Origin of the sequence: Duganella vulcania (assembly GCF_009857655.1) — a bacterium.
In the GTDB taxonomy this organism is placed as follows: Bacteria; Pseudomonadota; Gammaproteobacteria; order Burkholderiales; family Burkholderiaceae_D; genus Rugamonas; species Rugamonas vulcania.
Genome location: NZ_WWCX01000068.1, coordinates 1 through 19,921, shown reverse-complemented (window position 1 = coordinate 19,921; position 19,921 = coordinate 1). Strand labels below are relative to the sequence as shown.

The following is a 19,921-nucleotide window of genomic DNA, read 5'->3' as shown; positions in this document are numbered from 1 at the left end:
GTTTTAACCGGGTGGACGGGAGCATACTTGCTTCCGTCCACTTGGCGTTTATGGAAAGCAGTACCGTATATCATGGCTAAACATAGTAAAAACATACCCCAGCGCGGTCAGCGCGTGGCGGACCAGATCCAGCGCGACCTGTCCGAAATCATCGCCTTCGAACTGAAGGACCCGCGCGTCGGCATGATCACCATCACCGAAGTGCAGGTGACTCCGGATTACGCGCACGCCAAGATCTTCTTCACCATGCTCAAGGACAGCAAAGAGCAGGTCAAGCAGACCGTCGACGGCCTCTCCGCCGCGGCCGGCTACATGCGCGGCCAGCTGGGCAAGCGCCTGCACATCCACACGCTGCCGATGCTGCACTTCGTGCACGACACCTCGACCGCGCGCGGCATGGAACTGTCGGCGCTGATCGACGAGGCCAACAGCACCCGCTCGCTGGACGACGAAGAAGGCAAGGCCGAGGAATAAGCTGCGGCTGCACCCATGAAGCAAAACCATCCTAAAAAAGTCCGCGACCTGGTCGACGGCGTGCTTCTGCTCGACAAGCCGGTTGGCTTCTCCAGCAACGATGCACTGATCAAGGCCAAGCGCGTGCTCAACGCCAAGAAGGCCGGCCACACCGGCACGCTCGATCCGTTCGCCACCGGCCTGCTGCCGCTGTGCTTTGGCGAGGCCACCAAGTTCTCGCAGGACTTGCTGGAAGCCGACAAGACCTACGAGACCACGGTCCACCTGGGCCAGACCACCGACACCGGCGACACCGAGGGCGAGGTCGTCGAGACCCGCGACGTCAACGTCACGCTGGAGCAGATCCACGCCGTGCTGGAAAAATTCCGCGGCCCGATCGCCCAGGTGCCGCCGATGTACTCGGCCCTGAAGCGCGACGGCAAACCGCTGTACGAATACGCGCGCGCCGGCATCACGCTGGAGCGCGAGGCGCGCAACGTCGTCATCCACAAGCTGGAACTGGTGTCGTACGAGGCGCCAATGCTCAAGCTGGTGGTCACGTGCAGCAAGGGCACCTACATTCGCGTGCTGGGCCAGGACATCGGCGAAGCGCTCGGCTGCGGCGCCCACCTGAACGCGCTGCGCCGCACCCAGGTCGGCCCGCTGACCACGGAAGGCATGCTGACGCTGGAACAGCTGACCGCGCATCCAGCGCCGCTCAGCCTGCTCGCGCCGGTGGACGCCTTGCTGTCCAGTTTCCCGGCGGTGCACCTGAACGCCGAGCTGGCCAAGCGCTTCCTCAACGGCCAGCGCCTGGCCTTGGGCAAGGAGCCGGTGACAGTCCCGGCCGAAGAGGGCAGGGTGCGCGTCTACCTGGACGACAAGCTGCTCGGCACCGCCCAGCTGGGCGAGTACAGCATCCTCGCCCCGGAGCGCCTGATCGCGTTTGTCCAACCCTAAGCCCCAATAAAGCAACTCTTTGAAAATATTCAGGATTTCCGGGAGAGTTGCACCGCAACATGCTATACTACGCGGTTCCAGAAATTGGCCACTCCCGTACGTCACGTACGCACCCGCAGTTTTTCAGCAAATATAACGACCATGTCTACTACAAAACGCGCAATTCGTAATATCGCCATCATCGCCCACGTTGACCACGGTAAAACTACCCTGGTGGATCAACTGCTGCGTCAGTCCGGCACCTTCCGTGAAAACCAAGCGGTCGACACCCGTGTCATGGACTCGAACGACCTCGAAAAGGAGCGCGGCATTACGATTCTGTCGAAGAACTGCGCTGTTGAGTACGAAGGCACCCACATCAACATCGTCGACACCCCAGGCCACGCCGACTTCGGCGGCGAAGTCGAGCGCGTGCTGTCGATGGTGGACTCGGTTCTGCTGCTGGTCGATGCCCAGGAAGGCCCGATGCCACAGACCCGCTTCGTGACCCGCAAGGCACTGGCCCTGGGCCTGAAGCCTATCGTCGTCGTGAACAAGGTCGACCGTCCTGGCGCGCGCGCCGACTGGGCGATCAACCAGACTTTCGAACTGTTCGACAAGCTGGGTGCGACCGATGAGCAGCTGGACTTCCCTATCGTCTACGCCTCGGGCCTGAACGGCTACGCCGGCCTGACCGAAGACGTGCGCTCGGGCGACATGAAGCCGCTGTTCGACGCCATCCTGGAACACGTGCCTGTCCGCGACGACAATCCGGACGGCCCGCTGCAGATGCAAATCACCTCGCTGGACTACTCGTCCTACGTCGGCAAGATCGGCATTGGCCGTATCAACCGCGGCCGTGTGAAAACCGGCCAGGACGTCATCGTCCTGAACGGTCCCGGCTCGACCCCGATCAAGGGCCGCATCAACCAGGTGCTGAACTTCAAGGGCCTGGAGCGCGTGCTGGTGGACGACGCTGTCGCCGGCGACATCGTGCTGATCAACGGTATCGAAGAAATCGGCATCGGCTCGACCGTGTGCGCACCGGACACCCCGGAAGCGCTGCCGATGCTGACCGTCGACGAGCCTACGCTGACCATGAACTTCATGGTCAACAACTCGCCACTGGCCGGCCGCGAAGGCAAGTTCGTGACCTCGCGCCAGCTGCGCGACCGTCTGGACAAGGAACTGAAAGCCAACGTGGCACTGCGCGTCGCCCCAACCGACGACGACACCACGTTCGAAGTGTCGGGCCGCGGCGAGCTGCACCTGACCATCCTGATCGAAAACATGCGTCGCGAAGGCTTCGAGCTGGCCGTGTCGCGTCCACGCGTGGTGTTCAAGATGGTCGATGGTGTGCGCCACGAGCCGTTCGAGCAACTGTCGGTTGACGTTGAAGAAGCCAACCAGGGCGGCGTGATGGAAGAACTGGGCCGCCGTCGTGGCGACCTGCAGAACATGGAATCGGACGGCAAAGGCCGTGTGCGCCTGGAATACCGCATTCCTGCGCGTGGCCTGATCGGCTTCCAGGGCGAATTCATGACCCTGACCCGCGGTACCGGCCTGATGTCCCACGTGTTCGACGCTTACGGTCCTGTCGACAACTCCAAGGGTGAACTGGGCGGCCGCCGCAACGGCGTGCTGATCTCGCAGGACGACGGCGCCGCCGTGGCCTACGCGATCTGGAAACTGCAGGATCGCGGCCGCATGTTCGTGGTCCACAACGACCCGGTGTACGAAGGCATGATCATCGGCATCCACTCGCGCGACAACGACCTGGTCGTCAACCCGATCAAGGGCAAGCAGCTGACCAACGTGCGCTCGTCGGGTACCGACGAAGCCGTGCGCCTGGTGCCGCCTATCCAGATGTCGCTGGAATACGCCGTGGAATTCATCGACGACGACGAACTGGTGGAAATCACCCCGAAATCGATCCGTCTGCGCAAGCGTTTCCTGAAGGAACACGAGCGTAAGAAGGCATCGCGCGAAGCGTAATTCCGCTTCAAAGCAGTTCCCCGCAAAAAAGCCGCCCAGTGCAAACTGGGCGGCTTTTTGTCTTTCCGGCATCCTGCTCGATAGGCTGGCTGTAAACGCGAAATTTATCGTTATGAGGATTTCATATTTTTTTATTCGGCATAGTAATTATAAAAGTTAATATAATTTGGAAAAATAGGGGTTTCACTTGCACCGTTGTGTTTTATTTTGCACCAAAATGGTGCGTTATAATCTAATATAAAAATAAACGTTGTTTTGTTGATGAAATTTACAATGCGCAATTGACACCCTTTTGGGCCGCGTGGTTTTATCGATGCTTGAGCTTGCCTTGCAAGCTTCAACGGGGTCGTCGAACAGGCGCTTCCGTGACTGGAAAAAGTTGGGGCAAATATAAAACAAGCTGGTGGCGGTCGGACGTGTTTACCCACGGACCGGCCGTCAACCAAGCTTTTTCTAAATCGGAAATCGGGAAAATCTCGAGTCGCCTGCGGGCACCTCCATCACGACGACCAACACCGAAACCGGCCTGAAGCGCAGCATCAGCGCCGACGCCAGCGGCCGTTATTCGGCGACCAACATCCCGGCCGGCCACTATCGTGTCGAGCTGGTACGCGACGGCAAAGTCGCCCAAACCACTGAAGTCGACGTGCTGTCCGGCCAGGGTAGCAACGCCTCGTTCAGCGCCGTGGTGCAGTCGGTGCAGGTGACCGGCCGCCGCAACCGTATCGACGTCTCCAACACCAACAACGGCGCCGTGTTCACCGCCAAGGATCTGGCCAAGCTGCCGGTCCGGCAGACCCTGAACTCGATCGTGCTGCTGGCGCCGAACACCACCAAGGGTGACTCGGCCTACGGCAACACCGCTTCCTTCGGCGGCAGCGGCCAGTCGGAGAACGCGTTCTACCTGAACGGCTTCCCGATCACCAACTCGCTGTCCCAGCTGGGCGCGATGGAGCTGCCATTCGGCGCCATCCAGCAAGCGTCGGTGATGACCGGCGGCTTCGGCGCGGAATTCGGCCGCTCCATCGGCGGCGTGCTGAGCGTGACGTCGAAGAGCGGTACCAACACCTGGGAAGCAGGCGCCACCTACAGCGTCCAACCCAACGGCCTGCGCGCCAAGCGCCAGAACGTGTACTACCCTGTCACCGGCGACAAGAACAACGTCGACACCGACGCCAACCTGACCACCCTCGGCCAGGCCGGCTTCAATTCCAACCGCAGCTGGGATAACCGCTGGTTGGGCAAGTTGGACTGGAATATCAACGACAACCATCGCCTGGAATTCACCAGCGCCGGCAACAGCAGCCGCACCCGCTACCAGCGTTACGGTTTCGCGCTGAACCCGAACAACCCGAATGCCTTGGCCGCGCTCGATGGCACCCCGACCGGCAATCTGTACACCTCGGTCACCGGCAAAAACCTCGGCGCCACCGACCCCGCCTACCCGAACGGCACGCCGGGCGCCGTGCTGAACATGCTGAAGTACACCGGCCAGATCACCGACGACCTGGCCATCAACGGCCTGTACGGCAAGATGAAAACCGAGCGTGGCACCAGCTACGAAATCGGCGGCGTCTACCAAGGTTCCGCGGGCGGCCTGCCGCCGACCATCGGCACCGTGGCCAAAACCAGCCAGTGGTCGGAGATCGACCCTAACCTGTATCGCAACTACAACGTCTTCCCGGGCAACCGCGCCACCCCTGGTTCGGACGAAGTCAAATCCGGCCGCCTGGACATCGAATACAAAATCGGCACCCACCTGCTGCGCGCCGGTATCGATTCGAGCAAGATGGAAACCCGCGGCGCCGGGAATTCGAGCAGCGGCGGTTGCTCGTGGACTTACCGCTTTGTCGGTATCGGCAACGCCAACCAGCCGGTGCCGCTGTCGGGCAGCCGTCCTGCGGTGGTCTCCAACTTCGGCGGTTCCGGCGTGGATGGCTACTATGCCCGCCAGAGCATCTTCAGCTCGATCACCGACGCGTCGGCCACCCAGTCCGCCCAGTACATCGACGACAAGTGGCAGGTCACGCCCAAGCTGCTGGTCACCGCCGGCATCCGCAACGACGCCTACAGCAACTCGAACGGCGACGGCCAGAAGTTCATCGACATGAAGAACGAAATCGCACCGCGCCTGGCCGCCGCATGGGACGTGAACGGCGACGCCTCGTCCAAGGTCTACGGTAGCGCAGGCCGCTACTTCCTGCAGTTGCCGACCGGCGTAGCGGCCCGTGCCGCCAGCCGCTCGACCTTGACCACCCAGGACTTCACCTACACCGGTGTCAGCCCAACCGACGGTACGCCGATGGGCAATAACCCGATCAACGCGCCGATCTCGGTCGATGGCGAATACGGTACGCTGAAGAACCTGCGCGCCGTGGTGATGGCCGACCTGAAGCCGAACTACCAGGATGAAATCACCCTGGGCTGCGAGAAGGCCCACGGCCCTGACCTGAACTTCGGCGTCAAGGCCACCTACCGCAAATTGGGCGCCGGTATCGACGACAGCTGCGACACCCGTCCGCTGTACGCCTTTGCACTGGCCCACGGCATCGAAGTGCATAACACGCTGTTCATCAACTGCTTCATCTACAACCCGGGCAAGGACGTGACGGTATGGGGCGATGGGCACGACGTCAACGGCAATCCGCTGGTGACCGGCAAAGGCCAGTTCGCGCACTTCACCGCCGCCGAAATCGGCGAACCAAAAGCCGAGCGTACCTACGCCGCGCTGGACTTCTTCCTGGAGCATCCGCTGCGTCAGGGTTGGTACGGCAAGGTGTTCTACACGCTGTCGCGTAGCCGCGGCAACATGGAAGGCCAGACCCGTTCCGACACCGGCCAGAAAGACGTCGGCACCTCGGCCGCCTGGGACTTCCCGGAGTTCGCTCCTGGCAACAACGGCCTGCTGCCTAACGATCGCAAGCATCAGCTGAAGGCATACGGCTTCTACCAGATCACGCCTGAGTGGTCGGCTGGCGCCAACGTGCTGATCCAGTCGGGTCGTCCGGTCGTTTGCCTGGGTACCAACGATGCCGCGGACCAGGGTAAAGATCCAGCCTTCCTGATCGGCATCGCCTACGGTGGTCCTGGCTACAACGCCGAGTACTTCAACTGCGGCGGCGTTGCACGGCCACGCGGTTCGATGGGCCGCCTGCCTTGGGCAAAACGCCTGGACCTGAACCTGGTCTATGCGCCGGAATACGCCAAGGGCCTGTCGCTGAAAGTGGAGGTGTTCAATGCGCTGAACGGCCGCTCGCCGCTGTCGCAGACCGCCGTCTATGACGATGGCGACAGCACGGTGATCGATTCGCGCTACAACCAGCTCACCACGTTCCAGACTCCGCGTTCGGCCAAGTTTACGGTGGAGTACAACCGCAAGTTCTGATCCGGCTGTCCTCTGATGAAACCGCAGCTTCGGCTGCGGTTTTTTTTGCGCCGCCGCCACGCCGGTTTCGTTTGCGTTTTTATTTCTGCTGGGGTACTTTGGTGCATGCCAGCATAAACCGCAGGGAGGAAGATCCGTGAGCGACGACCAGTCCAAGCCGGGGCCGCAATGGCCCGTCCATCCGTTTGCGCTGGCCCAGCAGGCGACCGATTATTGGATCGACGCCTGCCAGCGCAGCGTGCTGTTCATGGACGTGCTGCGCCGGCGCGGCGACGAGCGCAACCATCGGGACGAGCAGCCCGCGCCGCATGTGCTCAGCTTTGAATTCGAGACCATCCTCGACGGCCGCCACCTGGAGCGGCCGGTCAACTACGGCCTGCTGTACATCCTGCCGCCGGACGGCATCGCGCCCGATCCGCACAAGCGGCCCTTCATCGTGTTCGATCCGCGCGCCGGCCACGGGCCGGGCATCGGCGGCATGAAGCAGGACAGCGAGATCGGCGTCGTGCTCAAGGCCGGCCATCCCTGTTATTTTGTCGGCTTCCTGCCGCAGCCGGTGCCGGGCCAGACCATCGAGGACGTGTGCCGCGCCGAGGCGCAGTTCATCGCCAGGGTGGCCGCGCTGCACCCGCACGCCGACGGCAAGCCCGCGCTGATCGGCAACTGCCAGGCGGGATGGCAGATCATGATGACCAGCGCCTTGAATCCCGACCTGGTCGGCCCGCTGGTGCTGGCCGGCGCGCCGCTGTCCTACTGGGCCGGCGTGCGCGGCAAGAACCCCTTGCGCTACCTGGGCGGCGTGCTCGGCGGTACGTGGATGACCGCGCTGGCGGGCGACCTCGGCAATGGCATCTTCGACGGCGCGCAACTGGTCGCCAACTTCGAGAAAATGAATCCGTCCAACACGCTGTGGTCCAAGAACTACAACGTGTATTCCAAGGTCGACACCGAGGCCGAGCGCTTCCTGGAGTTTGAAAAGTGGTGGGGCAATCCGGTGCTGCTGAACGCGGGCGAAATGCAGTACATCGCCGACTCGCTGTTTGTCGGCAACCGCCTGAGCGACGCCGCCCTGCTCGACAGCAACGGCCACCGCATCGACCTGCGCAACATCAAGTCGCCGATCGTGGTGTTCTGCTCGTGGGGCGACGACATCACGCCGCCGCAGCAGGCGCTGGGCTGGGTGCTGGACCTGTACGAGGACGACGCGGCGCTGGTGGCGGGCGGCCAGACCATCATCTACTCGATGCACCAGAGCATAGGCCACCTGGGCATCTTCGTCTCGGCCTCGGTGGCGAACAAGGAGCACGAGGAATTCACGGCGGCGATGGACATGATCGACATCATGCCGCCCGGCCTGTACGAGGCCGTGTTCCTCGACAAGGACGAGGAGATGCTGCAGGCGGAAATCGCGGCCGGCGACATGGCGGGCGGCGACTACGTGATGCGTTTCGAGCGGCGCGGCTTGGACGCGCTGCGCGCGCTGGGCGGCAACGACGCCGAGGACGAGCGCCGCTTCGCGGCCGTGGCGCGCGTATCGGAAATTAACACCGGGCTGTATCGCACCTATGCCAGCCCGGTGGTCAAGGCCATGGTCTCCGAGGCCAGCGCCGAGCAGCAGCGCGAATCGCATCCGCTGCGGCTGCGCTACCGCATGTTCTCCAGCAAAAATCCGCTGCTCGACGGCATACCGGCAATGGCCGCCAAGGTGCGCGCCGAGCGCCGCCCGGTCGCGCCCGACAACGTCTTCATGCAGATGCAGGAAGCGATGTCGCGGCAGATCGTCGACGCGCTGGACCGCTACCGCGATCTGCGCGACCAGGCCACCGAAAACATCTTCCTTGGCGTGTACGGCTCGCCGCTGTTGCAGGCGCTGGTGGGCCTGCGCACCGACGGCGGGCGTCCGCGCCGCATCGGCCGCGACATCGCGCGCGAAGCCGCGCTCAGCGCGCACCGCGCGGCGGCGGCCATGAAGACGGCGGAGGGCGGCGTGACCGAGGCCATCATCCGCGGCCTGCTGTACATCTACCGCAGCCCGGAGATGAGCGCGGCCGACGAGCGCGCCTTCGCCACGATCCGCCAGCTGCGCCTGCGCACCTCGGACGACAAGGAGCTGAGCGTCACGCATTTCAAGACCATCCTGCGCGAGCAATACCTGATGCTGCAGGTGGACGAGGAGGCGGCGATGCACGACCTGCCGCTGCTGCTGCCGGCCTCGGCGGAAGCGCGCGCGGCGGCGCTGGCCATCGTGCGCCAGGTGGCCGGTGCCACCGGCACGCTGACCGGCGACGGCGCGGTCCGGCTGGAGCGGGTGGTCGCGGCCTTCGAGGCGCGCGCGCCCAAGCTGGCGGTGGCGGGCAAGCGCGGCAAGGCGTGATCGGCGATGATTAGCGACCCAGCGGCTTGCGCATGAACACGCTCAGCGGATCGTCCGGATAGTCGCCGTAGGGCGCGCAACGCTGGAAGCCGTGGCGCTCGTACAGGCCCAGCGCTTCCGGCTGGGACGGGCCGGTCTCCAGCACCATCTCCGGACAGCCGTGATCCAGCGCCGCCTGCTCCAGCAAGGCCAGCACGCCGCGCGCCAGTCCCTGGCCACGCGCCGCCGGCTGCACATACATGCGCTTGATCTCGCCATATTCCGGCGTCAGCACCACGGCGCCGCAGCCGACGATGGCGTCGGCCGCGTCGCGCGCGACCGCGAAGCGCACGTTCGGCTGCATCAGCGAGGGCAGGTCCAGCGCGTACACGCTTTCCGGCGGATAGAGGGTCAGCTGATAGGCGTCGAGGTCGGCAATCAGGGCGATGACTTCGGGCTGGTCGGGGGATTCAAAGGCGATGGGCATGGCGGTCATTTTAATGGACGGAAAAATCCAGTATAATGGATTTCATGGATATCAACAAACTGATTGCCAGCCGGGTGCTGGCCCTGCGCGACCGCCGGGGGCTGTCGCTGACCGCGTTGGCCGAGCGCAGCGGCGTGAGCCGCTCCAATATCTCGCTGATCGAGCGCGGCGAAAGCAGCGCCACCGCCACCGTGCTGGACAAGCTGGCCGGCGCGCTGGGCGTCACGCTGGCCGCGCTGTTTGAAGCGGAGGAGGGCGAGCCCGCCCCGTCGCCGCTGCAGCGCGCCGCCGACCAGCCGGTATGGACCGATCCGGCGTCGGGCTACGTGCGGCGGCAACTGTCGCCGTCCGTGCGCACGCCGCTGCAGCTGGTGGAGGTGGTGTTCCCGCCGGGGCAGCGCGTGAGCTACGAGCAGGTGCTGCGCGACGCCGACGTCCATCAGCAAGTCTGGCTGCTGGACGGGGTCATGGAAATCACCGCCGGCGACGAGCACTGGCGGTTGGAGCAGGGCGACTGCGTCGCCTTCCGCGAAAACCGGCAGATCGTCTATGCCAATCCCGGCATGCGGTCGGCGCGTTATCTGGTGGGCTTGGTGACGCTGCCATTTGTGGCGACCAGATCCTAGCGCCGCGGCGATTAAACGGTGGCGGGCGTCGAACTGCTGCTGGAGCTGCTGGACGTAGCTGGGCTGTCTGAAATGCCCCCAGCTTTCCACAGCACAACCGGATTGTGGAACGGTATCGGCGGGCCATAAAAATTGTGGAGCAGGCCTTTGCCGTATCCCGGAACGAAACCCTTGTCGGCGATGTCATTGTAATAAAATTCACACACCCCTAAAAAAGCGGTGATATTTGCGTTGCTCGCGAAGCCTAAGTTGTCACGGAAGAAATCCCAGTCGGCCACACTAAAACCGATCTCGCCTTTAGGACCTCTTTTGGTAGCGTGAAAGGAATTATATTTGTTCACCAAGTCATACTGCCTGGTTCCGGATCTGAGCGTTTTATTGTAAACCGAGATATGGAAACCGCCGGGATTATCCGTCAATGTCGCATGGATGATAAAAATGTTCTGCACTGCCGTAGTGGGGTAATAATCGATATAGGCAAGGATTCCGCTGTTGTTTATGTATTTCTGGTATTTAACCAGATGCGTATGCTCTTTCATTATTGATCCCCCACGATTTCACAGAGAAACTGCTTGGATCTGTTGATTATAACGACGCGAAAGTAGACGAATCTATCAATTTGTCACTACTGCAATTCCTCCCCCGGCGGAGTGCATATGCAAGTCGACCGGGCCGGCCGGTGCTATTTTTGATAAAATACGCGGCTCCCGGCGCCACAGCCAGCATGTTCGACTTTAAACAACGATTCCAGATGGTCCCAAATACTCGCTCCCCAGAGGGAAAAACCGAAAAATCCGACATGGTCGCAGGACGCCGGATTAGCGTTGCCCCGATGATGGACTGGACCGACCGCCATTGCCGCGTGTTCCACCGCCATATCAGCCAGCACACCTGGCTGTACACGGAAATGGTCACCACCGGCGCCCTGGTCTACGGCGACGTCGAACGCCACCTGCGCTTCAACGATGAAGAGCATCCGGTGGCGCTGCAGCTGGGCGGCAGCGATCCGGCCGATCTCGCCACCAGCGCCAGGCTGGGCGAGAAGTGGGGCTACGACGAAATCAACCTCAACTGCGGTTGCCCGTCCGAGCGCGTGCAGAAGGGCGCGTTCGGCGCCTGCCTGATGGCCGAGCCGCAACTGGTGGCCGACTGCGTCAAGGCCATGCGTGACGCCGTCAGCATCGACGTCACGGTCAAGCACCGCATCGGCATCGACCAGACCGAAAGCTACGACTTCGTGCGCGACTTCGTCGGCACCGTGGCCGAGGCCGGCTGCCGGACCTTCATCGTGCATGCGCGCAACGCCATCCTCAAGGGCCTGTCGCCCAAGGAGAACCGCGAGGTGCCGCCGCTGAAGTACGAGTTCGCCTACCAGCTCAAGCGCGATTTCCCTGACTTCGAAATCATTATCAACGGCGGCATCAAGACCGAGGCCGAAATCGACCTGCATTTGCAGCACCTGGACGGCGTCATGCTGGGCCGCGAGGCCTATCACAACCCCTTCGTGATGGCCGGTTTCGACCAGCGCTACTACGGCGACACGCGCGCCCCGAGGAGCCGCGAAGACGTGCTCGAAGCCATGATTCCCTACATTCAAGCCCAGCTGGCCCGGCACGGCGCCCAAGGCTTGAAGCTCAACTCCATCACCCGCCACATGCTGGGCCTGATGACCGGCCTGCCGGGCGCGCGCGCCTTCCGCCAGGTGCTGTCCGATTCCAAAAAACTCTCCCTCGGCGACCCCGCCTTGCTGCGCGAAGCCGCAGCCCGCCTACGTATTGCTGCGTAGTACACAGCACAAACTAGCGTTTCTGGCAAACAATATATTGGACTGTTGGAATTTCCACGCAGAAAGTTCGTTTGCGTATTTTTCGGGCAGTTTTTGCTTGCTTTGAGGCAAAATTTGCATCTATAATTCCTGAATATACACACATATCCACCGTTATTCTCCGTTTGTATATGGCGGTAAAACTACATGCAAGCAGCTGGTGGAGCCGCTAATTTTGCATTCGCAGTCATTGTTTGCTACTGTCTAGATATATTACTTAGCAGCAAGGCCGGGTGGGTTGTGTCGTGCACGAGACGAGACTAGCCAGGGCACTCTTATCAACTGTGTCACTTACGAAGAAGACGAGATGAATTTAGCAAAAATGAAAGTCGGAACGCGCCTGGGTCTTGGATTCGCGCTGGTTCTGTTATTCCTGGTGGCAGTGACCGCCGTCGGTATCTTCCGCATGGCACAGATCCAGGACCGTCTGGATCACGTGATTACAGTGAACAACGTGGTGTCGCGCTTGGTGGTGGACATGCGTTCCAACGTGGGCGACCGCGTGACCTCGCTGCGCATCCTGACCCTGATGACCGATGCCGGCGACATGGAACCGGAAATGAATCGCATCAAGGAACTGGCCGGCAAGTACGCCGACGCGCAGAACAAACTGAGCTCGCAGTTCGCCATCGAAGCCACCGCTGAGGAAAAAGCGTTGCTGGCGACGGTCAAGGAGCAGGAAGCGGTCGCCATGCCGGCCATCGCCAAGGCGTCCGAGCTGTGGCTGGCCAACAAGGCCGAGGAAGCCACCAAGGTGCTGATCAAGGAAATCCGTCCGGCCCAGAAAAAATGGATGGCCGCGCTCGATCAGCTGGGCACGCTGGAAGACAAGCTGAACGCGCAGGTGCAGACCGACGCCGCCGCTGGCTTCTCGTCCGCCCGCAGCTTCATGATCATCATGGGCGTGCTGGCTGTCGCGATCTCGGTCGCCGCCGCCTACGTCATCACCCGCGGCCTGCTGAAACAGCTGGGCGGCGAGCCGGACTACACCGCTTCGATCGCCGGCGCCATCGCCAACGGCGACCTGTCGATCTCCATCGATACCGACGGCAACGACAAGGACAGCTTGCTGTCCGAGATGAAGGAAATGCGCAACAGCCTGGTCGACATCGTGGGCCAGGTTCGCTCGGGCACCGAGACCATCGGCACCGCCTCGCGTGAAATCGCCGCCGGCAATATCGACCTGTCGTCGCGCACCGAGATGCAAGCCAGCTCGCTGGAGAAAACCGCGTCGGCGATGGAAGAGCTGACCTCGACCGTGAAGCAGAACGCCGACAATGCCCGTGAAGCGAACCAGCTGGCCTCGGCCGCGTCGGACGTCGCCATCAAGGGCGGCAAGGTGGTGTCGGAGGTGGTCAACACCATGAGCTCGATCGACGCCTCGGCCAAGAAGATTGTCGACATCATCGGCGTGATCGATGGCATCGCCTTCCAGACCAACATCCTGGCGCTGAACGCCGCGGTGGAAGCGGCCCGTGCCGGTGAACAGGGCCGCGGCTTCGCGGTGGTGGCGTCGGAAGTGCGCAACCTGGCCCAGCGTTCCGCTGGCGCCGCCAAGGAAATCAAGATGCTGATCGACGACTCGGTGGAAAAAGTCGGCGCCGGCACCAAGCTGGTCGGCCAGGCCGGCGTGACGATGGACGAAGTGGTGGCCTCGGTGCGCCGCGTGACCGACATCATGAGCGAGATCGCCAACGCCAGCCAGGAACAGAGCGCCGGCATCGAGCAGGTGAACCACTCCATCATCGAGATGGACAGCATGACCCAACAAAACGCCGCGCTGGTCGAAGAAGCCGCCGCCGCAGCGCAAAGCTTGCAGGACCAGGCCGCCGAACTGTCGCGCGTGGTCAGCATCTTCAAACTGGTGGAAGGCGAGGAGCGCGTGTCGGCTCCGGTGTACCAGCCTGCCGCCGCCAAGGCACCGGTCAAACCGATCGTTGCCCGTGCTCCTGTCAAGAAACTGGCCTCCGCGCCGGCGCCTGCCGCAGCAGCCAAACCGAAGAAAGTCGCCGCGGCCGCCAGTGCAGCCGGCAGCGATGAGTGGGAAGAGTTTTAATACTTTGCCGCAGTCTGCCGCCGCGCTGTTGCGCGGCATGTAGGTCCGCTGTGGGATTCGATAAACCAGTTATTAATAATAATTTAGTGGGAAATAAATGAATAAGTTTTCGACCAGTGTATTCGCCGCCGTCATCCTGTCCGCCGCTTCGACCGCCTTTGCCGGCGAAGTGCCAGCATCGCTGGATGCCAAGAACTGCAAGGCTGAATACCCTAAAGCATCGCTGATCAACGAAGAGCAGGGCGATGTCACCATGTCCTTCCTGGTGGCCGCCGACGGCAGCGTCGTTGAATCCAAGGTCGACAAGTCGAGTGGCTACAAGAATCTGGACCGCGCCGCAGTCAAAGCCCTGAGCGCCTGCAAATTCAAACCGGGTACCAAGGATGGCGCCGTCGCCCAGACCTGGACCAAAGTCGACTACAGCTGGAAGCTGTAATCAGAGTCAACGGGGCCGTGCGGCAACGCGCGGCCTGAGTGCCGGATACTTACACTTGGGGAAATCATGTCTACAAATAAGCGTTGGTTAAGTGTGATCGCAGCAGTGCTCGTTTCGAGCGCACCGGCAGTGTTCGCTGCCGAAGTCCCGGCCAGTTTTGATGCCAAAAACTGCAAGGCCGAATACCCGAAAGCGTCGTTGATGAACGAAGAGCAGGGTACGGTGTCGATGTCCTTCCTGATCAAAGCCGACGGTACCGTGGCCGATTCCAAGGTCGACAAGAGCAGCGGCTTCAAGAACCTGGACAAGGCGGCGATCAAGTCCCTGAGCGCCTGCAAGTTCAAGCCGGGCACCAAGGACGGCGCGCCGGCCGAGACCTGGACCAAGGTCGACTACGCCTGGAAGCTGGACTAATTTCCTTGAGGTATCAAAAAAGGAACCGCGCGCGGTTCCTTTTTTTCGCCTGTGGCAACCGTTGTAACAAGCTGTAATCGGGCTCCGGCGGCGGCGCGCTTCCTTATATAGTAATATCAGAAACTAGGAGGAGTGCCATGAAAACCATCATCGCCGTTGCCGCCGCAGTGGCGGCCTTGTCCGGCTGCGCGGTCCAGCAGCCCGGCTATTACGCCACCACCACGCGGGTGGTCCAGGATCCTTACCAGTGGCACACCGTCTCGGTGTCGCCGTCGGATCGTGGCTACAGCAATGGGTCGTCGACCGTCACCTACGAGGAAGTGCCGAGCTCGCGCACGGTGTACGTCACCGAGCCGGCCTACACCACCACCTACGTCCAGCCGGCGCCGGTCTACTACGCGCCGGCCCCGGCCTACTACGCGCCCGCGCCGGCCTACTACTATCCGCCGGTCAGCATCGGCCTGGACTTCTCGTTCGGCCACTGGTGCTGCGGCGGCGGCCACTACCGGGGCTGGGGCGGACGCGGCTACCACCGCCGCTGATCGCCTGATCGCCTGGGGCGGTCCGGCCCGCGGTGTCAGCCGATGTATTTGTGCGTCGCCACGGTGGCATGCGCGGGCGCCAGTCCGCGCTTTTTCTTGATGTACAGCGACAATCCCTCCTGCAGCTTGTCCATGCTGCTCTTTTCCACGTACATGCCCTTGTTCTGCCGGATCGGATCGAGCACGTAGCGCGATTCCGAAATGAAGCGCTGGCACTCCTTCAGCAGCGGGTCCAGGTGGTTGCGCTTGTTCTGCTCCCAGTTCGCCATCCAGCCGTCCTCGATGATGTTGTTCGACAGGATGTTGAGCACATTGCTGGTGGTGTTGTTGGCCAGGTAGTAGCAGCCCAGCAGCGGCGACACCGAGAAGATGTTCGAGCTCAGCGCATCCATGGCCGAGGTGCCCAGGATCAGGTTGACCTTCTTCATCTCCTTGTAGCGCGCGCCCATGATCATGATCTTCTGGCAGGTGGTGGCGATGGCGCTGGCCGCCGCCACGGCCGGCCCGGTCACGCCGCCCAGGTCGGCGAACAGGCCTGCCGTGGACACCGCCAGCTGCGTGGTCTGGATCGCCGCCAGCGCCGCGTGTTCGTTGCGGCTGGTGCGCAGCAGCGCGGCCACCGCGTCGCAGGCGTCGCGCGCGTCGCCCGGCAGCAGGAAGCCGCGCTGCACCGTGGTCTTCTGCGCCTTGTGCCAGTCCATCGCCGCCGTGCCCCAGTTGCCGGCCGCCTTGGCGCCGGCCTTGACCTGCTGCACCAGCGGCAGCGCCGACGTGATGAAGTCGGCCATGAACTCCACGCCCAGCTCGCCGATGATGGCGCCGATGTCGATCGAATCGAACAGCTCGAACAGCAGCCGCAGCACCTTGTCGAAGCCCGGCACGTCCAGCATGGCGGACAGGTCGATGCCGGGGATGTGGATGGCGCTGAAATCGATCTGCCGCAGGTCGATGCTGGGCAGGTCCAGCGCCGGCAGGTGGACGTTGGGCAGGCTGATGTCCGGGATCGCCAGGTGCGGCAGGCTGACCGTCAGGTCGATGTTGAAGAACTCCGGGAACTGCAGGCGCACGCGCGGGAACAGCACGTCGAAGTCGATGTCCAGGATCTTGCTCAGGTCGTACAGCAGCGAGGGGATGTTGACGTCCGGCAGCCGCACCAGGATCTTGAACGCCAGCGCCCGCAGCGAGATCGCCGGCAGCAGGTCCTTGAACTTGATCAGCCCCTTCAGGTTGAGGCGGACCGTGGGCAGGTCGAAGCCGGGGATGTCGCCCAGCTTGATGTCCGGGATCAGGTTGATGTCGAAGTTGGGCAGCGGGATGCGCGGCAGCGTGAAGTTGACCAGCTCGCGCAAGTCGATGCCCTTGAATAGATTGAGGTTCAGCTCAAGCGGGCTGATGTCCGGCACCGACACGCCCGGCACCGCCGCCAGTTTCTTCTTGCATTCCTTGGCTTCCTTGGCCAGCGTCTTGGCATCGTCCAGCCGGCTCTTGGGGCGCAGCTGGGTGCCGCCGAACATGGCCTTCAGCGACTCCTTGCGCTCGCGCTTGATGTGCATGAACGCCGCTTGCAGCGCGATCTCTTCGTTGAACGTCAGTGGCATGAAGGACTACTCCTTAATGGAAAAGTGGCTCAGCGGTTGGACGACCGCGCGTGCGACTGCGTCAGCCTGCGCTGCACGCCGGCCATGAAGGCCGACGTCTTGAAGCGGCCGACCAGCGCCGTGAACACCAGCGCGGTGATGACGAAATAGAAGCTGCAATAAATGTACACCGGCACCATGACGCTGGTGCCGGTGGCGGCGATCACCGTGTTGCATCGGCTGACCAGCTCGCTCACGCCCACCAGCGACGAGGCGCTGGAAGCGATGAACGAGATCAGGAACACATTGATCCAGGTCGGAATGAACAGCAGCGCCGCGCCGATGTCCCCGCGCCGCCAGGCGCGGTGCGCCACCACCAGGCTCTCCGACGTGAACGACAGCGGCGCCGCCGACAGGCCGATCACCGCCTTGACCCATTGCGGCACATGCAGCGCGACGCCGCTGCCCGGCAGCGTGAACTCGCTGGGCAGCACGAACACCGCGTAAAAGATCAGCGCCAGCGTCGGCACGCCGCGCAGGAAGGTCGAGACGCGCTCGGCGATGGCGGCGATGCGGCCCTGCCGCGTCACGCGCAGCCAGGCCAGCCCCGCGCCCATCAGCGAGCCAAGCGCGACGGCGCACACCGCGATGAAGATATTCCACAGGAAGCCCTGCAGCAGGAAGGGCGTCCACGTCAGCAGGAAGCTCAGGGTCTCGGTGTTCATGGCTGCTCCGCCGCCGGCAGCCAGGTTTTTTCCACGTAGTTGAACAGGCGCGTCCACAGGCTGGTGATCAGGTAGAAGGTGATCAGCAGCACCGTCATGGTCAGGAAGATGTTGCCCTTCTCGGCGATCAGCAGGCTGCTCGCGCTCAGCAGTTCGGGAATGGCGATGGCCGAGGCGATCATGGTCTGCTTGGTCAGGTTGATCAGCGCCTGCTTGACCGGCCAGCTGGCGTACTGCGCGGTGGGCGCCAACCGGCGCAGCCGCAGCCGGTAGCCGGGCTCGGTGGTGCGCACATGGTTGGCCGCCTCGACCAGGGCGCGCATCACCATGCCGGCCGTGTAGTAGCCGGAGCAGAACGCCGCCACCGCGAACGCCGGCAGCTTGACCCCGAGCTCGTGCATGGTCCAGCCGCCGAAGCCGAAGAAGATCAGGTACATCATCAACAGCGGCGGCGTCAGCCGGCCGTAGGCCATCACCGCGTGCAGCATGCGCGTGGCCCAGCCGTCGCGGCCGTCCACCACGACCGCCACCGCGATGCCCAGCGCCAGGCTGATGACCACGCCGGCCGCGATCAGCAGCATGGTATAGCCTATGCCCTGCAGGAACTGGGTGCGGTCGTACGGGTCGTACAGGAAGTTCAGGTCCACGCCCAATTGCTCCTTGACCCATAGGCCGACCGCCTGCAGGCCGGCCACCTCGGCGCTGGAGACGTTCTCCGCGCTGCGGCAGGCGGCGATCCAGTTGCCGCTGCTGTTGCGCACGCACTTGTAGAGCCCGTCCTGGCCGCGATCCGACCACAGCGCCTGCTGCGCCTTCAGCCACGAAGTCGAGGCGATGCCCCATTTGCGGTTGGCCTCCAGCAGCCAGCCGGTGCGGTGCAGCTCGGCCACGATATTGCCCAGCGCCAGATCCAGCTCGCCGCCGCGCTCGCTGCGCGAAATGAAGATCGCCATCGGCGTGACCAGCGCGTTCGGCAGCGGCATCGTGTAGCCGCGCCAGTCGGGCAGCTGGCTGGTGTTGAACAGCGCCGCTGTCGCGTACAGGAAGCCCGAGCACTGGCCGTCGCGCAGCGCCAGGTGGGCGTCGCGCACCGACTTGTAGGTTTGCAGCTCCAGCAGGTAGCGCTCGCTCATCGGCTTGTTGAAGTAGCTGCCTTGCACCGCGCAGATGGTCTCGTGGCGGATCTTCGGCCAGGCATCGACCGCCTGTCCCGGCCGGAACAGCACGTTGACGCTGGTCTCGTTGTAGCCTGGCTCGATGGCGGTGGCGATCTTGCGCCGCGCCGGCGTGTCGCCGACGGTGGCGATGAGGATGTCGACATCGCCCAGCTCCAGTTTCTGGAACCGGTTCTCGGTGGTGATGCTGACCTTTTTCAGCGCCACGCCGAGCCGGGCCGCGACCAGCGCCGCGATGTCGCTCTCGAAGCCGACCACCTCGCCCTGTGCGTTGAGCGAATTGTAGGGGCTGAAGTCGGTCTTGACGCCGACCCGCAGCACGCCGTTCTTGCGGATGGCGTCCAGCGTCGCGCTGCCGCCCGCCTGCGCCGGCGGCAACAGGAACAGCAGTCCGATCAGACCCAGTACTTTTAAAAAAGCGCTATTCCACATTGTCGTTTTCGCGGGCCGAGGACCGGAGTTCATGCTACCCCAAGGCGGGCTGGTCACGCAACGGCGGCGGCGCCCACTGTGGCGTGGCGGGCGGTCGATTGCGTTATCAAGCTGCTCATGTTATTGTCAATCGACCTGGTCCTTCCGAGACATCCATGCTGCATCCACTGGCCAGCCTATGGCGCCATTCCAGCCGCGTCACCTTCTACGAATCTGGCGGCCAGGCCGGACAGCTTGCGCTGCAAGGGCAAGGGCGGATGCCGGGTGCGCGGCGGCGCTTTTCGTCGTCCGACGACGCCCACACCTACCTGCGCTACTGGCTGGGCGAACCGGCCGCGCGCGCCGAACTCCAATGGATATTGCAACGCTCGGGCCCTTCGCTGGCGACCGCCCAGCCGGGCGCGGACGCCTGGCTGCACGCGCTGGCCGGGCGCCTGATGAGCGGCGCCGTCATCGTGCTGGAAGAGCTGAGCCGGCAGGCCCGGCCGGGCCGCCTGGTGG

General features: G+C 63.1%; 16 protein-coding genes and 1 pseudogene. 12 read left to right on the top strand and 5 right to left on the bottom strand.

Annotated features, from left to right (window positions below):
- Positions 1-72: 72 nt before the first annotated feature.
- The 5 genes from rbfA to GTP90_RS25930 all read left to right on the top strand — a co-directional run bounded on the left by rbfA (position 73) and on the right by GTP90_RS25930 (position 9,146).
- Positions 73-474, top strand: a complete 402-nt coding sequence (rbfA, locus tag GTP90_RS25950; protein ID WP_161086219.1) for a 30S ribosome-binding factor RbfA — start codon at positions 73-75, stop codon at positions 472-474.
- Positions 475-489: 15 nt separating this feature from the next.
- Entirely contained in the window at positions 490-1,413 is a 924-nt protein-coding gene (gene truB, locus GTP90_RS25945; protein ID WP_161086218.1) for a tRNA pseudouridine(55) synthase TruB, read from the top strand.
- Positions 1,414-1,554: 141 nt separating this feature from the next.
- Positions 1,555-3,387, top strand: a complete 1,833-nt coding sequence (gene typA / locus GTP90_RS25940) for a translational GTPase TypA (RefSeq protein WP_161086217.1) — start codon at positions 1,555-1,557, stop codon at positions 3,385-3,387.
- Between the two features lie 457 nt (positions 3,388-3,844).
- Complete coding sequence (locus GTP90_RS25935) at positions 3,845-6,772, top strand: TonB-dependent receptor (protein WP_371875130.1); 2,928 nt, start codon at positions 3,845-3,847, stop codon at positions 6,770-6,772.
- Between the two features lie 136 nt (positions 6,773-6,908).
- Positions 6,909-9,146 (top strand): DUF3141 domain-containing protein, encoded by a 2,238-nt coding sequence (locus GTP90_RS25930; RefSeq protein WP_161086215.1) that lies wholly within the window; start codon positions 6,909-6,911, stop codon positions 9,144-9,146.
- A 10-nt stretch (positions 9,147-9,156) separates the two neighbouring features.
- Here the strand turns inward: GTP90_RS25930 and GTP90_RS25925 are convergent, their stop codons facing one another.
- Positions 9,157-9,612 carry a GNAT family N-acetyltransferase gene (locus GTP90_RS25925; RefSeq protein ID WP_161086214.1) on the bottom strand — a complete coding sequence of 152 codons (456 nt, stop codon included), beginning with the start codon at positions 9,610-9,612 and terminating at the stop codon, positions 9,157-9,159.
- A 44-nt stretch (positions 9,613-9,656) separates the two neighbouring features.
- On the opposite strand from GTP90_RS25925, the gene GTP90_RS25920 reads away from it, so the two are divergent.
- Positions 9,657-10,238, top strand: coding sequence for a helix-turn-helix domain-containing protein (locus GTP90_RS25920; RefSeq protein WP_161086213.1), 582 nt, complete (start codon positions 9,657-9,659; stop codon positions 10,236-10,238).
- An 11-nt stretch (positions 10,239-10,249) separates the two neighbouring features.
- Here GTP90_RS25920 and GTP90_RS25915 read toward each other — a convergent pair whose 3' ends face one another.
- A complete protein-coding gene (locus tag GTP90_RS25915) occupies positions 10,250-10,777 on the bottom strand; it encodes a hypothetical protein (protein ID WP_161086212.1) in 528 nt (175 codons plus the stop codon).
- Between the two features lie 212 nt (positions 10,778-10,989).
- Here GTP90_RS25915 and dusA point away from each other — a divergent pair, with 212 nt between their 5' ends.
- From dusA to GTP90_RS25890, 5 genes are all read left to right on the top strand, one after another.
- Positions 10,990-12,024, top strand: a complete 1,035-nt coding sequence (gene dusA / locus GTP90_RS25910; protein ID WP_256369120.1) for a tRNA dihydrouridine(20/20a) synthase DusA — start codon at positions 10,990-10,992, stop codon at positions 12,022-12,024.
- A gap of 346 nt (positions 12,025-12,370) precedes the next feature.
- On the top strand, positions 12,371-14,119 hold the full coding sequence (locus GTP90_RS25905) for a methyl-accepting chemotaxis protein (RefSeq protein ID WP_254452044.1): 1,749 nt from the start codon (positions 12,371-12,373) through the stop codon (positions 14,117-14,119).
- 97 nt (positions 14,120-14,216) lie between these two features.
- Entirely contained in the window at positions 14,217-14,555 is a 339-nt protein-coding gene (locus GTP90_RS25900; RefSeq protein ID WP_161086210.1) for an energy transducer TonB, read from the top strand.
- Between the two features lie 66 nt (positions 14,556-14,621).
- Positions 14,622-14,969, top strand: coding sequence for an energy transducer TonB (locus GTP90_RS25895; protein ID WP_117013228.1), 348 nt, complete (start codon positions 14,622-14,624; stop codon positions 14,967-14,969).
- Positions 14,970-15,106: 137 nt separating this feature from the next.
- Positions 15,107-15,511 carry a hypothetical protein gene (locus GTP90_RS25890; protein WP_161086209.1) on the top strand — a complete coding sequence of 135 codons (405 nt, stop codon included), beginning with the start codon at positions 15,107-15,109 and terminating at the stop codon, positions 15,509-15,511.
- 35 nt (positions 15,512-15,546) lie between these two features.
- Here GTP90_RS25890 and GTP90_RS25885 read toward each other — a convergent pair whose 3' ends face one another.
- The 3 genes from GTP90_RS25885 to GTP90_RS25875 are packed head-to-tail and all read right to left on the bottom strand — an operon-like array spanning position 15,547 to position 19,420.
- A complete protein-coding gene (locus GTP90_RS25885) occupies positions 15,547-17,109 on the bottom strand; it encodes a hypothetical protein (protein WP_161086208.1) in 1,563 nt (520 codons plus the stop codon).
- Positions 17,110-17,138: 29 nt separating this feature from the next.
- Positions 17,139-17,813, bottom strand: coding sequence for an ABC transporter permease subunit (locus tag GTP90_RS25880; protein ID WP_161086207.1), 675 nt, complete (start codon positions 17,811-17,813; stop codon positions 17,139-17,141).
- Positions 17,810-19,420, bottom strand: coding sequence for a transporter substrate-binding domain-containing protein (locus tag GTP90_RS25875; protein ID WP_161086206.1), 1,611 nt, complete (start codon positions 19,418-19,420; stop codon positions 17,810-17,812). Before GTP90_RS25875 ends, GTP90_RS25880 begins: the two co-directional genes overlap by 4 nt.
- 155 nt (positions 19,421-19,575) lie before the next feature.
- On the opposite strand from GTP90_RS25875, the pseudogene GTP90_RS25870 reads away from it, so the two are divergent.
- Positions 19,576-19,921: pseudogene (locus GTP90_RS25870) on the top strand (hypothetical protein); the annotation flags it as partial.

Excerpts from the sequence above, each read along its gene's own strand:
- GTP90_RS25875 (WP_161086206.1), bottom strand. The coding sequence starts at position 19,420 with ATGTGGAATAGCGCTTTTTTAAAAGTACTGGGTCTGATCGGACTGCTG.
- typA (WP_161086217.1), top strand. The coding sequence starts at position 1,555 with ATGTCTACTACAAAACGCGCAATTCGTAATATCGCCATCATCGCCCAC.
- GTP90_RS25895 (WP_117013228.1), top strand. The coding sequence starts at position 14,622 with ATGTCTACAAATAAGCGTTGGTTAAGTGTGATCGCAGCAGTGCTCGTT.
- GTP90_RS25885 (WP_161086208.1), bottom strand. The coding sequence starts at position 17,109 with ATGCCACTGACGTTCAACGAAGAGATCGCGCTGCAAGCGGCGTTCATG.
- GTP90_RS25900 (WP_161086210.1), top strand. The coding sequence starts at position 14,217 with ATGAATAAGTTTTCGACCAGTGTATTCGCCGCCGTCATCCTGTCCGCC.
- dusA (WP_256369120.1), top strand. The coding sequence starts at position 10,990 with ATGGTCCCAAATACTCGCTCCCCAGAGGGAAAAACCGAAAAATCCGAC.
- GTP90_RS25890 (WP_161086209.1), top strand. The coding sequence starts at position 15,107 with ATGAAAACCATCATCGCCGTTGCCGCCGCAGTGGCGGCCTTGTCCGGC.
- GTP90_RS25880 (WP_161086207.1), bottom strand. The coding sequence starts at position 17,813 with ATGAACACCGAGACCCTGAGCTTCCTGCTGACGTGGACGCCCTTCCTG.
- rbfA (WP_161086219.1), top strand. The coding sequence starts at position 73 with ATGGCTAAACATAGTAAAAACATACCCCAGCGCGGTCAGCGCGTGGCG.
- GTP90_RS25925 (WP_161086214.1), bottom strand. The coding sequence starts at position 9,612 with ATGCCCATCGCCTTTGAATCCCCCGACCAGCCCGAAGTCATCGCCCTG.
- GTP90_RS25920 (WP_161086213.1), top strand. The coding sequence starts at position 9,657 with ATGGATATCAACAAACTGATTGCCAGCCGGGTGCTGGCCCTGCGCGAC.
- GTP90_RS25915 (WP_161086212.1), bottom strand. The coding sequence starts at position 10,777 with ATGAAAGAGCATACGCATCTGGTTAAATACCAGAAATACATAAACAAC.
- GTP90_RS25905 (WP_254452044.1), top strand. The coding sequence starts at position 12,371 with ATGAATTTAGCAAAAATGAAAGTCGGAACGCGCCTGGGTCTTGGATTC.
- truB (WP_161086218.1), top strand. The coding sequence starts at position 490 with ATGAAGCAAAACCATCCTAAAAAAGTCCGCGACCTGGTCGACGGCGTG.